The sequence below is a fragment of the Chryseobacterium sp. genome, from assembly GCF_022712095.1.
Lineage (GTDB): Bacteria > Bacteroidota > Bacteroidia > Flavobacteriales > Weeksellaceae > Chryseobacterium.
Map to the genome: position 1 here is coordinate 1 of NZ_JALAHD010000074.1, position 12,879 is coordinate 12,879.

Here is a 12,879-nt window from a genome sequence, read left to right on the forward strand (position 1 = left end):
GTTAAAGTGCTTGTTTGCGTTTAAAATATAGAATTTATTAATCAAATGTATAATGGAATTAATAAACATAATAAATTATGAAAATATGATTTATTGGATTATATAAAAAGAAAGTGGAAATGGTTGCAGGATGGGTATGAGGTGATGATATCTTATCTCTCACAATCATTGATAGGTGTTGCTGTAGGAAACCTGTGGATAAAATATCTTAGAATTGTCAGGAATTCTTTACAGCAAACAAATACAAAAAAGGGTTAAATCTTAGGGTAGGCCCATAATTTTATTTATATGGATTTTTTTATAATAATTGTTTGTCTGCTGCTGCTTATAATTTTGATATCCTATTTTAAAATTGATACTTTTTTGGGATTTATCATGGTATCAATTCTGGCGGCTATCTGGCTGGGAATTCCTTTTAAGAATATTCCTAAGGTTATTGATAAGGGAATCGGAGATGTTTTAGGTGATCTTACCCTTGTTATTGTATTGGGAGCAATGCTGGGAAAATTGGTGGCTGTAAGTGGAGGTGCAAAAAAGATTGCAGATGTAATGGTAGGGATATTCGGAACAAAAAGGATCCAATGGGGCCTTATGGTGACGGGATTTATAGTAGGTATTCCTCTGTTCTATGGAATAGGATTTATTTTATTGGTTCCTATTATATTTTCTGTAGCTTATCAGTATAAATTATCTGCGGTATATATTGGATTGCCTATGTTGACTTCATTATCTGTAGCCCATGGTTTTCTTCCTCCTCATCCGTCTCCGGTTGCTTTAATTTCAATATTTAAGGCAGATATGGGAAGAACTTTAATATTGGGAATTCTGATTGCCCTTCCAACGATTATCATTGCAGGTCCGTTATTTAGTAGAACACTGAAAAATATTAAAGCAGGCCCTATGAAGTTCTTTGAAGCGGAACAAATTGACAGTAGATATTCTGTTCCGGGAAAACTGAACAGTTTTATAACGGCGACATTACCTGTATTTCTACTGATTATATTTACGGTTGTACAGAATGTTCCTATGAAGGGAAGCAATATCAATAATGTATTTTCATTTATTGGAGCACCTTCTATAGTTATGTTTTCAGTAATAGTTGTGGCTACTTATACTTTGGGAATAAAGCAGGGAAGGTCTATGTCGGAAGTAATGGGTATTTATGGTGATGCAGCGAAAGACATTACGGGTATTTTGTTAATCATAGCAGGTTCAGGAATATTTAAAAATGTCATGGAAACAAGTGGAGTAAGCAAGGAGCTGGCTCTTACCATGAAGAATCTTCCCATTCCCCCATTGGTGTTAGGATGGATGATAGCCGGTATATTGAGGGCATGTATAGGTTCAGCTACAGTAGCAGCACTTACGGCAGCAGGAATTATTTTACCATTGGCAATAGACTCAGGAGTGGATCCAAGTCTGATGACTTTATCAATCGGATCCGGAAGTTTAATGTTTTCCCATATTAATGATTCGGGATTTTGGCTGTTTAAAGAGTATTTTAATTTAAATATAAAAGATACGCTCAGGTCCTGGACTCTAATGGAAACTATTATTTCAGTTATTGGGCTTGCAGGAGTTCTGATCCTTAATGAAGTCTTATAAAATGTATCCGTCTTAATATTATATAAAGAATTATGATTGAAAAACAGAACTACAGCTTTGTATTTATGGGAGTTTCAGGAAGTGGAAAATCTTCTGTAGCAGAAGCTGTTGCAAAAAAATTAAATGTTCCTTTTTTAGATGGGGATTTTTTGCATCCCAGAGCCAATATAGAAAAAATGGCTTTGGGTCTGCCTTTGAATGATGAAGATAGAATTCCTTGGCTGCAAACACTGAACTCCGCTATTTACGCCATGCAACGTACACATGCTATTTCAATACTTGTATGTTCGGCTTTAAAACAAACATATCGGAATATGCTCAGAGAGGGTAATGAAGGTTTATATTTTATTTATTTACAGGGTAATTTTGATGTAATCGCTGAACGCTTAAAAAATAGAAACGGGCATTTTTTTAAAGCTGAAATGCTGAAATCACAATTTGATGCTTTAGAAGAACCCGTAAATGATCATAATGACATAGGCTATATATCTATTGATAAACCCTTAGAACAGACTATAGAGGATGCACTGGACTTTATCAATGGAGTATTGAATAAAAAATAATAATATAATGTTATTTTTCTGTATTTACTAAATCAGCTGTTCCGGAACTGTTACAAACGACTTTTTCAGGAGGTGAAACAAGCATGCAGTCGGAAGTGATACTGTATCTTTTATTATACTCTGCTTCTTTTTTAGTGTATTCTTCAATTTTAGGAAGAAGTTCTGCTTCCAATTTTTTAGGATAAGTAATATAGAACTGAGGCCCTCCGCAGGCTTTAGAGCCCATGGGAGAAAATGTCCATTCTTCAGGGTCTGTACATTTTTCTTTAGAAACTTTAGTTTCAATTTCTGTTCTTAAACTGGTCAGTACAGCATGATCAGATTTCTGGCTCTCATCATCAAAGGGCCTTTCAGAAATATCTTTAGGTAAATTGGAATTGATATTTTTAGCAGTACCACATGATACTAACACTAAAGCCATACATATGGTAATGACAGATGCTTTCATACAATGCTTTTCATGGATTATTTTTTTGTAAAGTCAAAATGTATGCCGTTACTATAATTTCAAAAACCTTTTCCGTAATTTTGAGGCGATGAACCATCATTTTTTTGATTTAATAGAGCATACCAACAGAAGTGTATTTCTTACCGGAAAGGCAGGAACAGGAAAAACTACTTTCCTGAATGATTTCGTGAAAAGGACAAAGAAAAAACATATTGTAGTTGCTCCTACGGGAATTGCTGCAATCAATGCAGGAGGGGTTACCATTCACTCGATGTTTGGATTGCCTTTAAGAACATTTTTACCAACTACGGAACGTATTGATGGTAGTCAGGCTATGAATATTGCTGACCTGATGCCTCATTTTAAATACAGAAAAGATAAACTTAAGCTTTTAAGAGAAGTAGAAATTATCATAATCGATGAAGTTTCTATGTTACGTGCCGATGTTCTGGATATGATGGATTTCTCTTTACGTTTTATCAGGAGGAATAATCAGAGGTTTGGAGGGGTACAGATGCTTTTTATCGGAGATTTGTACCAGTTGCCGCCGGTGGTAAGAGATGAATATCTTCTTAAACAATATTATCAGTCACCTTTCTTTTTTGAAAGTCATGCTATAAGAGAGATACCTTTAGTCACTATTGAATTGACCAAAGTTTACAGACAATCGGATGAAGAATTTCTGGACATCTTGAATGCAATCCGTGACGGTGATGTAGCCAATATCGATTTTGAATATTTGAATAAAAGATATGATCCTGAATTTGAAGCGGGAAGAGATTCTTATGTTTATTTGTGCTCGCATAATAAGATGGCAGATGAAATCAATCAGGAAAAACTGAAAGATATACAATCAGCTGCATCTACTTATGAGGCTAAACTCTTTGGTGAATTTAAAGAAAACCAGTTTCCTAATGAGCAGTTTTTAGAGCTTAAAGTGGGAGCTCAGATCATGTTTATAAGAAATGATATTTCTCCCGATAAGAAATATTTTAACGGAAAACTTGGTGAAATATCTTCTTTGGATGAAAATGAGATTCGAGTAATTCTTGAAGGGAGCGAAAGAGAAATTGTTGTAAAAAGAGAAGTCTGGGAACAGAAAAAATATTTTCTGGATACTGATAAAAATATTAAAGAAGAAGTATTGGGAAGCTTTGAACAGTTTCCAATAAAACTGGCATGGGCAGTTACCATTCACAAAAGTCAGGGATTAACTTTTGACAAAGTTATTATTGATGCCGGAAAAAGTTTCACTGCCGGTCAGGTATATGTTGCGTTATCGCGTTGCAGAACTTTAGAGGGTATCGTCTTAAAATCTAAAATCACACCGGAAGTTATTTTTAAAGATAACAGAGTTTTAAAATTTCAGGGAGATACTATAGCAAATGACCATGTAGAAAGTATTTTGAATCAGGAAAAATATGATTACAGCATCAAAAAGGTTCTGAGAACTTTAGATAGTCTGTGGCTGCTAAACGAAGTTGAAAATTGGAATAAATTATCTGTTTCCACAAAAAGTGTTGATCACGTTAAAACCAATCAGCTCTATCTGCAGCTTAAGCATGAGATCATTCAACTTGGGAAAATTTTTGAAAAGCTTGAACGAATTTTATTTCAAAAGGTTGAGCATTTCATTAATCAGAAAGAAGAATGGTCAGAAATTGAAAATAAGACCAAAGGAGCTGTCAATTTCTTTTTTATAGAAGTCAGAGATAAAATTTTTAATCCATTAAAAGAGTTTTATGCTGAAATAAAAGGAACTAAAGGACTTAAGCAATATAATGAGGATTTCAAAAACTGGCTTGAAGATGTTGAAGAATACCTTAATAGCCTGAAAGAAGCTCATTTACTGGACACTAAGCTGTTAGATGAAAAGAATGATAAGGAAGTCAGCCTTAAAATAGCAAAAGTTCCATCTCAGGTTCTTACATTTCAATTGTTTGAAGAAGGAAAAACCATTGCTGAAATTGCTTTGGAAAGAGGATTGGTAAAAGAAACTGTGATCGGTCATCTGGCTAAATTTGCCGAACAGGGTTTATTAGATATTTCCAGAGTTATTACTTCTGATAAAATTACAGTGTTTGAAAAAGAATTTAAAAAGGGTTCGCATACAAGCCTTACCGAATGGAAAAGTGCCTTGCCACCAGATTTCGAATTCAATGAAATAAGAATTTTACTCAATCATTTCAACTACAAAAAAAATAGCTAATAGTAAAGGATATTCAATAGTTTTTTCATCTGATAATTAATTATACTTATCAATTTAAAAAAGAAAGGTAAGCTGATTGAAAGGCTTAACTTTGTTATGTATATAAAATCGAGAGAAATGAAAAACTTCGAATTATCCGTTTTGGACCTTGCTCCCGTGAAGCAGGGAAAAAACATTCATGATACTTTTCAGGACAGTTTATCCCTTGCTAATCATACAGAGAAATTAGGGTATAAAAGATTCTGGCTGGCGGAACATCATAATATGGCAAGTATTGCCAGTTCTGCCACTTCTGTTTTAATAGGATTTATAGCGAATGGAACCAAAACGATCAGAGTCGGTTCCGGAGGTATAATGCTTCCTAATCACAGTTCATTAGTTATTGCAGAGCAGTTCGGAACACTGGAGTCTCTTTTTCCGGGAAGAATAGATTTAGGATTGGGGAGAGCACCGGGAACTGATGGCTTAACAGCTAAAGCACTGGGAAGAAATCCGATGATTATCAATGAGCAGTTTCCCAGACAGATTCTTGAACTTCAAAGGTACTTTTCAGAAGAAAATTCTGATGCCTTAGTACGTGCAATTCCCGGAGAAGGATTAGATATTCCTTTATATATGCTGGGTTCAAGTACAGATAGTGCCTGGCTGGCTGCGGAATTAGGACTGCCTTATGCTTTTGCCGGACATTTTGCCCCTGAGCAAATGGAAATGGCATATAAAATCTACCGGGAACATTTTCAGCCTTCTAAACAGCTGTCTGCTCCTTATATTATTGCTTGTGTAAATGGAGTGGCAGCTGAAACCTCAGAAGAAGCTCACTGGCTTTCCACTACTTTATATCAGGCATTTATCAATATCCTCAGAAACGACAGAAAACCTTTTTCTCCTCCTGTGGATGATATAGATGATATCTGGTCTCCAATGGAAAAGGCAGGAGTATTACAGAAATTAAGATATACCTTTATTGGAAATCAATCAGAAATAGAAGAACAGGTTAAAAGTTTTCAGGAAAAATTCAATGTGGATGAAATAATGGTTAATTCTCATATCTACGATCATCAGAAAAGATTGGACTCTTACGAAATCATCAATAAAGCGGCAAAGTCTTTGTTTAAGGAGTAATAAACTTTTTGTATTAATTGGCAGATGCTTATTTTGTAAGTATCTTTGTGTAAATTTTAAGTAAAAATGTCTGAAATTAAATTAAATACTATTCCTGAGGCTATTGAGGACCTTAAAAATGGTAAAATAATTATAGTGGTAGATGATGAAAACAGAGAGAATGAAGGAGATTTTCTTTGTGCTGCCGAACTTACAACTCCTGAAATTATTAATTTTATGGCTCTTCATGGACGAGGGCTGATTTGTATGCCGCTTCCCGAAAAAAGATGTGATGAATTAGGATTGGATATTATGGTAAGCAGAAGCAGTGATCCTAAAGAAACTGCTTTTACGGTTTCTGTTGACCTTTTGGGAAATGGTACCTCCACAGGAATTTCTGCAGGTGACAGAGCTAAAACTATTTTGGCTTTAATGGATGAGAATTCGAAACCTACTGATTTCATGAGACCCGGACATATTTTTCCTCTTCGTGCTAAAAGAGGAGGCGTTTTAAAAAGAGCCGGACATACAGAAGCTGCTATTGATCTTACTCAGTTAGCCGGTTTAAAAGAAGGTGGAGTGATCTGTGAGATCATGAACGAAGACGGAACAATGTCCCGTTTACCGGAATTATCTGCTTTTGCACAAAAGCATGATATGAAGATCGTTTCTATTGAAGATCTGATTCATTATCAGCTTAAGAAAGGAAATCTTATTGAAAGAATTGAGGAGAGAAAAGTAAAAACCTATTATGGTGAATTTGATTTTTATGCTTTCAGAGAAACGTCCAATGAGCAGATCCATTTTGCATTGACAAAAGGAACATGGAATCCTGATGAATCTCTTTTAGTAAGAGTACAATCTTCAGATTCTTATTTCGATGTACTGACCAGACTTAATAATGGGGAGAAACCCTTATTGGAGAAAGTAACCGGAATGATTAATGATGAGGGAAAAGGAGCGGTTATTTTTATTAATAATGTTTCCAGTTCTGAACATACCCTGAGAAAACTACAACAGTTTTTGAATTATCAGGATGGGCAGGAACAGCGTCCTACTTTAGCTTATAACTATAGAGATTATGGTATTGGAACACAGATTCTGAAAAATCTTGGGGTTAATAAATTCAAAGTTATTACCCAAAATACGGACGTAAAACCTCAGATAGGTGGATACGATGTTGAAGTGACCGAAATGGTACAATTATAAAGAAAATGGCTTGATATACTCAAGCCATTTTTATTTCTTCAAAGTTTCTGAAACCGTTTAAGAAATCTTTGATGTTCATTCTTTTCTTACCTTCAAGCTGAAGTTCCAGTGGATAGTAAACTCCATCAGAAGTATATATTTTGAAATTATTCTTTGAAATTTCTAAAGAACCTGCCGGATGATTATTATGGGTAATCTCATATCGGCCGCTATAGATCTTTAATCCTTTTTCTTCTTTTCCGATTTTTAAACTGGTAAAAGCTGAAGGATAAGGTGACATGCCCAAAATAAACTGATGAACAGTCTCGGAAGGAGACTTCCACTTGATTCTGGTGTCTTCTTTGAAAATTTTATAGGCATTCTTGGGGTTTTCAACTGGTGGCTGAGGTTTTTCCTGAATATTGTCTTCAGCCAGACCGTCAAGTGTTTTAACTACTAACTTACCACCTATTTCCATCAATCTGTCATGTAAACTTCCTGCATTTTCATCAGGCAGGATATCAATTTCCTCTTGGAGGAGAATATTTCCTTCGTCGATTTTTTCATTGATAAAAAAAGTAGTAGCTCCTGATTTTTTCTCTCCGTTGATGATGGCATAATTAATTGGTGCAGCTCCTCGGTAATCAGGAAGAAGGGAAGCATGGAGGTTGAATGTTCCCATTGGTGGCATTTCATAAAGTACTTTCGGCATCATTCTGAAAGCAACAACCACGAAAACATCAGCATTAAGATTTCTTAGCTTTTCAAGGAATTCAGGATTTCTTAGCTTTTCAGGCTGGAAAACAGGAATTTGATTGGCTACGGCATATTCCTTTACAGGAGATTGGTGAATTCTCTGACCACGTCCGCTGGCTTTATCAGCAACAGTTACTACTCCAACTACCTGATGATTGGATTTATGAATAGCTTCCAATGAATTTTTGGCAAATTCCGGAGTTCCCAGAAAAACGACTTTTAATGATTTCATAGTACAAAGATAGGAGTCTTTTAGGTAATTAAGAAAGTTTTATCCTTTTTCAAAATCATATGAAGTTTGCTTTGTAATAATTTAAGCAATAGTGTAGGTCCTGAAATTCAACATTTTTACTTTTCCGGAATCTAAAAGAAAAATAAGATTTTCCAGAATATTTTCTTTAGGATGATAGCTTAACTGTACAGAAAGTTCTTCAATGGTAGAAGGCTTCTGACTTAATAAACTGATGATTTGAGCGGAGATATTTTTTCCGAAGATAGATTGCTTGTTTTTTTCACATACGGAACACTGACCACAATTTTTGGAATTCTTTTCTCCGAAATAGGAGAGGATGAGTTTCATTTTACAATAGTCATTATTCTCTGTATAGAATTTCATTTCTTCCCATTTCTGAATTTTATTCTTTTGGATGTGTTCAAAAAGCTTCCAATAGGTATTGTTGGTAGCTCTTTCATCACGAGGTTTCAAAAATTTAATGCTGCTCAATGCTCCATCTACATATTCAAGATAATTTTTTTGCTGCATTTCCTTTAGCCTCTCTTTGATTAAAGGAATGCTTACATTCATTTTATTACTTAAAGCCTGTTCACAGAACATTACTTTATGGGTAGAAATTCCGGATATATTTCGAAACAAAAGTTCAATAAAATAAGCATCTTTCTGTGGAAGCTGATCTATTTCGTCAGGTTTTAAAAGTAATTCTAAAGAAGACAGACTTTTGTAGTGATTATAAAATATGATTTCCTGATTGTGTAGAAAGTTGAGAACATTATTGATTTTTGAATAAGATAATTTGGTGAAATTCTGTATTCCTGCGGTATTCAATTGAAATATTTTTTCAGGCATTTCATATTCAGCAATCTGAAAAATAGAGTAGAGGTAGCTGATGATTCTTTGAAATTCTGACTTATTGGGAATCTGATTTTTTAATATCTGATCGAAGTTTAAAATTTCTTGTTGATTCCAAAGCATAAAAGCAAAACTTTCTTTCCCATCTCTTCCGGCTCTTCCTATTTCCTGATAATAATTTTCTAATGAGGAGGGAGGTGAAAAGTGAATTACAAAACGAACATCATCTTTATCAATCCCCATTCCAAAAGCATTAGTTGTAACTAGAACATGATTTCCACTATTCTTCCAAAAATTTTGCTTAATATTCTTTTCTTTAACACTTAGTCCGCCATGAAAATAATCAATTCTCCAGCTCAGTCCATTCTTTTTAAGAAACTCTCCTAATAATTCTGCGTCTTTTCTTGTTCTTACATATATAATACCTGAATATTGAGTATAAAAGTTAAATATATCAAAAATTTTTTGATATTTATCGGAAACTTCTTCCGTAAAGATCTTAATGTTTTCTCTTTTAAAACTTTTCTGAAATATTTTAGGATTCTGAAGCTCAAGCTTAGTTTTTATTTCTTCGAGAACTTTTGGGGTAGCTGTAGCTGTTAATGCAATACAAGAAATTCCCGGATGATTTTTTCTGAATTCTTTTATATTCTGATAGCTGGGTCTGAAGTCCTGTCCCCATTCAGAAATACAATGTGCCTCATCCACCGCTATGAAAGATAGCTGGATTTCTTCGATATTTTGAAGGAATTGTTGATTGCTTACTCTTTCAGGAGAAATATATAAGATTTTGGTTAATCCATCCTTACACCGGTTATATATAGTTTCCGCATCATATTCATCCAATTCAGAGGATAAATATTCAGCTTCTATACCTCTTAATTTTAATTGGTTTACCTGGTCTTTCATAAGTGCTAAGAGTGGTGAAATTACCAGGCAGGTTCCCTCTTTAAGAAGAGCAGGTAGTTGATAACATAAAGATTTACCGGCTCCGGTGGGCAATAACACCAATGTATCTTTCTCAGTAATAATGGAATTGATAATTTCCTCCTGAGTATCTCTAAAAGCTGTATAGCCCCAGAAATGTTTAAGGGTATCATATTTGAGCTGCTGAAAATCTTTTGAAGAAATCATAGGGTAAAAATAAGGAAAAGTATGCTAACAAAAAAAGTCACGCTATTGCGTGACTTTAAAAATATATTAATAATAAGTTTATTATTTTGCTTCGAAGTATACTCTTCTGTTTGCTCTGTTTTTCCATTCAGGACATTTAGAAGTAGGATCACATTCAGGGTATTTAAGATCTGTTTTACCTTTACCGATTGAATTTAACTTAGAAGATTCTACACCATTTTTGATTAAATAGTTTTTAACACTATTTGCTCTTCTTTCAGATAGTTTTTGGTTGTAAGCAGCGGTACCTTTTGCATCAGTAGCTCCGATTACGTTATAAGAACCATTTGAAGAGTTGATGTAGTTAACTGCATTGTTAAGGATTGGTGTGTTAGAAGGTAAGATTCTGTCAGAATCAAAATCAAACTCGATTCCTTCTAATGATCTTTCTTCTTCTTTAACAACTCCTGGAGTTACGGTAGGACATCCGTTGTTTTCAACTGGTCCTGGAACAGTAACACATTTGTCGTAAAGGTCGATAACACCATCTAAATCTGTATCAAGAGCTACACCAGCACCATCAACTCTTGCTCCTGCAGGAGTATCAAGTTGTCTATCCCAATCGTCGCAAACTCCATCATTATCAGCATCTCCTTTTTTACAAACTTCGATATCTTGGTTTTTATCAGCCAAAACATCTAGCTTATAATAAATCTCTTGTAATGGGTCATGCCACATAAGGTGAGATTCGTGTTTTCCTAATTTTAGGGAAATACCTAAAGTTGCGTTAACGAAGTTATCAGAAGTGTTCTCTTCACGTTGGTTGATAGCGCTATATTGTTCACCACCACCATCAAATGAATCATCACCTGTGATTACATACATTACTCTACCTTCGATATCAATTCTCTTGTTTACTTTGAATTTAACCCCGGCACCAGCCTGACCAAATAAAGAACCTAGTTTGAAAGGTTTTACTTCAGTCATTAAGCTTTGTCCTGCAAGGTTTTTCTGATACGCTCTGTATGCTAAAGTACCAACACCTGCATAACCGTGGATAGCCCATCTGTAAGTAGAATGATTGTCAACTCTTCTTAATAGGTTTGAGAAGTTAACATCTCCTAATAATGAAATCGCATCATATTGAGTTCTACCTGCTACTTGTTCAGAAGCTGAAACATTGGTAGGAACCGCATCTTTAGTGTTGAACCAACCTTGTCTTGTTTCACCTCTATCATATTGCAATTTCAAACCAAATGCATGAGTAATTGCTTTATCGATACTGATATACGCTGAATAACCAAAAAGGTTTTTCCCGTTACCGTTCTTTATAGATGTTAAATCAGCTGACTGAAGTAGCGGAGTACCAGCCCCTATTGAGATTGACCAATCGTTGAATCTTTTTGAACTATTGGTGAAAGGGGTTACATTGGCAGAACCGGAAGAAAATGTATTAGGATATTCTCCATTTGAAACTGCCGTTGAGTCTTGTGCATAACTAGCTGTAGGTATAGCTAACGCTAATGCGACAATTGCTAAACTTAATTTCATAGTGTATTTTTTATTTAGTTAATTAAATGATTTTATTTTTCTTTAAAAGCAATTTGTTTTGCTTTATTTCATTTTGACACTATTACTGCTTATTTTACAGGACATCCATTATTAGATGCAGGTCCCGGAACAGTAACACATTTATCGTATAAGTCAATAACTCCGTCAAGATCCATGTCTAATGCAACTCCGGCACCATCAACTCTTGCTCCAGCAGGAGTGTTAAGTTCTCTATCCCAGTCATCACAAACGCCATCGTTATCATTATCACCTTTTTCACATACTACTAAATCTGAAGTAGAGTTTTCTACAACGCTCATTCTGTAGTAAGTTTCTTGCAATGGATCATGCCAAGCTAAATGAGATTGGTGTTTTCCTAGTTTGAAAGATACTCCTAAGTTTACGGTCCACATATTATCGGATCTTGAATCGTCAATCATGTTATACTTAGAAACTTTTGAACTTGGATCGTAGTCTTGAGGACCAGCCCATCCACCACCATCAAACTCGTCATCACCACTGATGATGTACATGGTTCTAGCTTCGATGTCAATAAGTTTTGAAACTTTGAACTTCAGACCCAATCCGAATTGGTAATAAAGTGAATTGATGTCAAGGTCTTTTTTGATGAATAAAGGAATTCTCTTAGGGTTGTCACTCCATCTGAACTCATTGTTGTCATGAAGAGATGTTTTGTAACCCATGAAACCTAAACCTGCATAACCATGGAATGCCCATCTGTAAGGAGAATGATTATCTACTCTTCTTAATAAATTAGAAAAGTTAACATCCCCTAATAAAGCAATCTGATCATACTTTGTAGTAGCTGTTCCTACACCAGCAAGTACTCCGGCATCACCGTCTAGCTGTGCTTTTTGTTTAGTTTCTCCTCTTTGGTAAGCAAGGCTTAATCCAAATACGTGAGAAATTTGCTTGTCGATGCTTACATAAGAGTTATATCCCCAGTTAACCTTTTTGTCATAAATTGATCTAAGGTCTGAGTGTACCATAAATGCAGCACCACCACCAACTGATATTGACCAGTCGTTAAATCTTCTAGCCTTGTTGTCGAAAGGTTGGACATTGGCTGAACCTGAGGAAAAAGTATTAGGATATTCGTTAGAATTAACGGTAATACTGTCCTGAGCATAAGTAGCAATAGGCAAAGCGGCCAATAATAATAAACCTAATTTCATACAATATGTTTTATGTTTTATGTTTTGTATTAGATAAAATCTTTCAATAACTTTTTTGAAAA

At 34.9% G+C, this 12,879-nt stretch carries 10 protein-coding genes; 5 read left to right on the forward strand and 5 right to left on the reverse strand.

Going from position 1 to position 12,879, the window contains the following annotated elements:
- Positions 1 to 288 precede the first annotated feature (288 nt).
- Both Q0A18_RS03500 and Q0A18_RS03505 read left to right on the forward strand, forming a co-directional pair.
- A complete protein-coding gene (locus Q0A18_RS03500) occupies positions 289 to 1,605 on the forward strand; it encodes a gluconate:H+ symporter (RefSeq protein WP_292008787.1) in 1,317 nt (438 codons plus the stop codon).
- A 32-nt stretch (positions 1,606 to 1,637) separates the two neighbouring features.
- Positions 1,638 to 2,168: a gluconokinase, GntK/IdnK-type gene (locus Q0A18_RS03505; protein WP_292008788.1), complete on the forward strand. Its 531-nt coding sequence runs from the start codon at positions 1,638 to 1,640 to the stop codon at positions 2,166 to 2,168.
- Positions 2,169 to 2,178: 10 nt separating this feature from the next.
- Here Q0A18_RS03505 and Q0A18_RS03510 read toward each other — a convergent pair whose 3' ends face one another.
- Positions 2,179 to 2,616, reverse strand: coding sequence for a hypothetical protein (locus Q0A18_RS03510; protein WP_292008789.1), 438 nt, complete (start codon positions 2,614 to 2,616; stop codon positions 2,179 to 2,181).
- An 88-nt stretch (positions 2,617 to 2,704) separates the two neighbouring features.
- Between Q0A18_RS03510 and Q0A18_RS03515 the strand changes: the two genes are divergently transcribed.
- From Q0A18_RS03515 to ribB, 3 genes are all read left to right on the forward strand, one after another.
- The gene (locus Q0A18_RS03515) at positions 2,705 to 4,825 is read left to right on the forward strand and encodes a helix-turn-helix domain-containing protein (RefSeq protein WP_292008790.1); all 2,121 of its coding nucleotides are present in this window, start codon (positions 2,705 to 2,707) and stop codon (positions 4,823 to 4,825) included.
- A 117-nt stretch (positions 4,826 to 4,942) separates the two neighbouring features.
- A complete protein-coding gene (locus Q0A18_RS03520) occupies positions 4,943 to 5,947 on the forward strand; it encodes an LLM class flavin-dependent oxidoreductase (protein WP_292008791.1) in 1,005 nt (334 codons plus the stop codon).
- Between the two features lie 66 nt (positions 5,948 to 6,013).
- Complete coding sequence (ribB, locus tag Q0A18_RS03525) at positions 6,014 to 7,135, forward strand: 3,4-dihydroxy-2-butanone-4-phosphate synthase (protein WP_292008792.1); 1,122 nt, start codon at positions 6,014 to 6,016, stop codon at positions 7,133 to 7,135.
- A gap of 19 nt (positions 7,136 to 7,154) precedes the next feature.
- Here ribB and fmt read toward each other — a convergent pair whose 3' ends face one another.
- The 4 genes from fmt to Q0A18_RS03545 all read right to left on the reverse strand — a co-directional run bounded on the left by fmt (position 7,155) and on the right by Q0A18_RS03545 (position 12,817).
- Entirely contained in the window at positions 7,155 to 8,102 is a 948-nt protein-coding gene (fmt, locus tag Q0A18_RS03530) for a methionyl-tRNA formyltransferase (protein ID WP_292008793.1), read from the reverse strand.
- 81 nt (positions 8,103 to 8,183) lie between these two features.
- Entirely contained in the window at positions 8,184 to 10,091 is a 1,908-nt protein-coding gene (locus tag Q0A18_RS03535; RefSeq protein ID WP_292008794.1) for an ATP-dependent DNA helicase RecQ, read from the reverse strand.
- An 81-nt stretch (positions 10,092 to 10,172) separates the two neighbouring features.
- Positions 10,173 to 11,621, reverse strand: coding sequence for an OmpA family protein (locus tag Q0A18_RS03540; protein ID WP_292008795.1), 1,449 nt, complete (start codon positions 11,619 to 11,621; stop codon positions 10,173 to 10,175).
- Between the two features lie 89 nt (positions 11,622 to 11,710).
- Positions 11,711 to 12,817, reverse strand: a complete 1,107-nt coding sequence (locus Q0A18_RS03545) for an OmpA family protein (protein ID WP_292008796.1) — start codon at positions 12,815 to 12,817, stop codon at positions 11,711 to 11,713.
- Positions 12,818 to 12,879 lie beyond the last annotated feature (62 nt).